This is a genomic window from Bacillus salitolerans (assembly GCF_042680805.1).
GTDB classification, from domain to species: domain Bacteria; phylum Bacillota; class Bacilli; order Bacillales; family SA4; genus Bacillus_CJ; species Bacillus_CJ salitolerans.
Genome location: NZ_JBHUEM010000025.1, coordinates 1 through 992, shown reverse-complemented (window position 1 = coordinate 992; position 992 = coordinate 1). Strand labels below are relative to the sequence as shown.

The 992-nt window shown below is 32.4% G+C and carries 2 protein-coding genes; both read left to right on the top strand.

All coding sequences use genetic code 11. The features are described from left to right. The first annotated feature begins 261 nt into the window (after positions 1–261). On the top strand, positions 262–825 hold the full coding sequence (locus ACFSCX_RS15460; protein ID WP_377929154.1) for a sigma-70 family RNA polymerase sigma factor: 564 nt from the start codon (positions 262–264) through the stop codon (positions 823–825). Beyond that, positions 785–992: hypothetical protein (locus tag ACFSCX_RS15455; protein ID WP_377929153.1), on the top strand; the 208-nt coding region annotated here is incomplete at its 3' end. The genes ACFSCX_RS15460 and ACFSCX_RS15455, both read left to right, overlap by 41 nt.

Below are 992 nucleotides of genomic sequence, written 5' to 3'. Positions count from 1 at the left end.
GATGAAAATTTAAGCAACGGCTTCTTCCATTAACGGGAGCGATAATCCAAGAAGGATTATCGCTTATTTTTATTGAAGTAATTAAGCAAACGATAAGTTTAGGTCAAGAGGTAAGTCACATTTTTTAATGTAGCATAATAAATATTTAACTTTTTAGATTTCTAAGTTTGGCTTTTCTTAAACTACCTAAGGCTTTTAAAAATAAATGCAACGATTTTAATATCAGGTTTATCTAATGATTGAAAGGAGGGTGAATAATGAATGAAAGAAAGAGATAATGAGGTCGTAATGTTAGCTAAGAATGGTAACCATGATGCATTTCAACAATTAATGAGACAGGAACAGGAAAAGCTATATAAGGTTGCCTACTCCTATGTCTATAACGAGGATGATGCAGTTGAAATTGTTCAGGAAACGTTTTTTAAGGCCTATTCATCAATTGGTAGCTTAAAAGAACCTGCTTATTTCTCAACGTGGATTACAAGAATATTAATTAATACTGCTATAAGTTTCTTGAAAAATAAGAAAAAGAGTTTTGTTTTTAGTGATTGGACGGGAAAAATCTTGATTCCATTATACGGAGTAGAAGAGAAAATGGACCTTTCTATGGCAATTAAGAGTTTAAGTATTAAAGACAGGACGGTAATCAACTTGCGATTTTATATGGATTATACAAATAGAGAAATCGCTGAGATACTTAATATTCCAGAAGGCACAGTGAAAGCTCGAGTACATAGGGCATTGTTAAAACTAAAGAGAAAATTATGTTGTAAGGAGGGTGATTATGAGCAAATATTTAAGCAAGGAGATAAAAGATACCTATAATCAGATACAAGTTCCCACCCATAGATTGGAAGAAGCATTACGTCATACTATGAATAACGGTGGCACAATTAAAAAGCATAAAAAAAATCGTAAGCCCATGATGTTAGTTGCAATGATGGCTGTCATTCTATTATCTAGTGTAGTTTTCACAAACCAATCAATCGCAA

What these genes read in the sequence shown, in the direction of transcription:
- ACFSCX_RS15460 (WP_377929154.1), top strand. Translation starts at nt 262, where the DNA reads ATGAAAGAAAGAGATAATGAGGTCGTAATGTTAGCTAAGAATGGTAAC.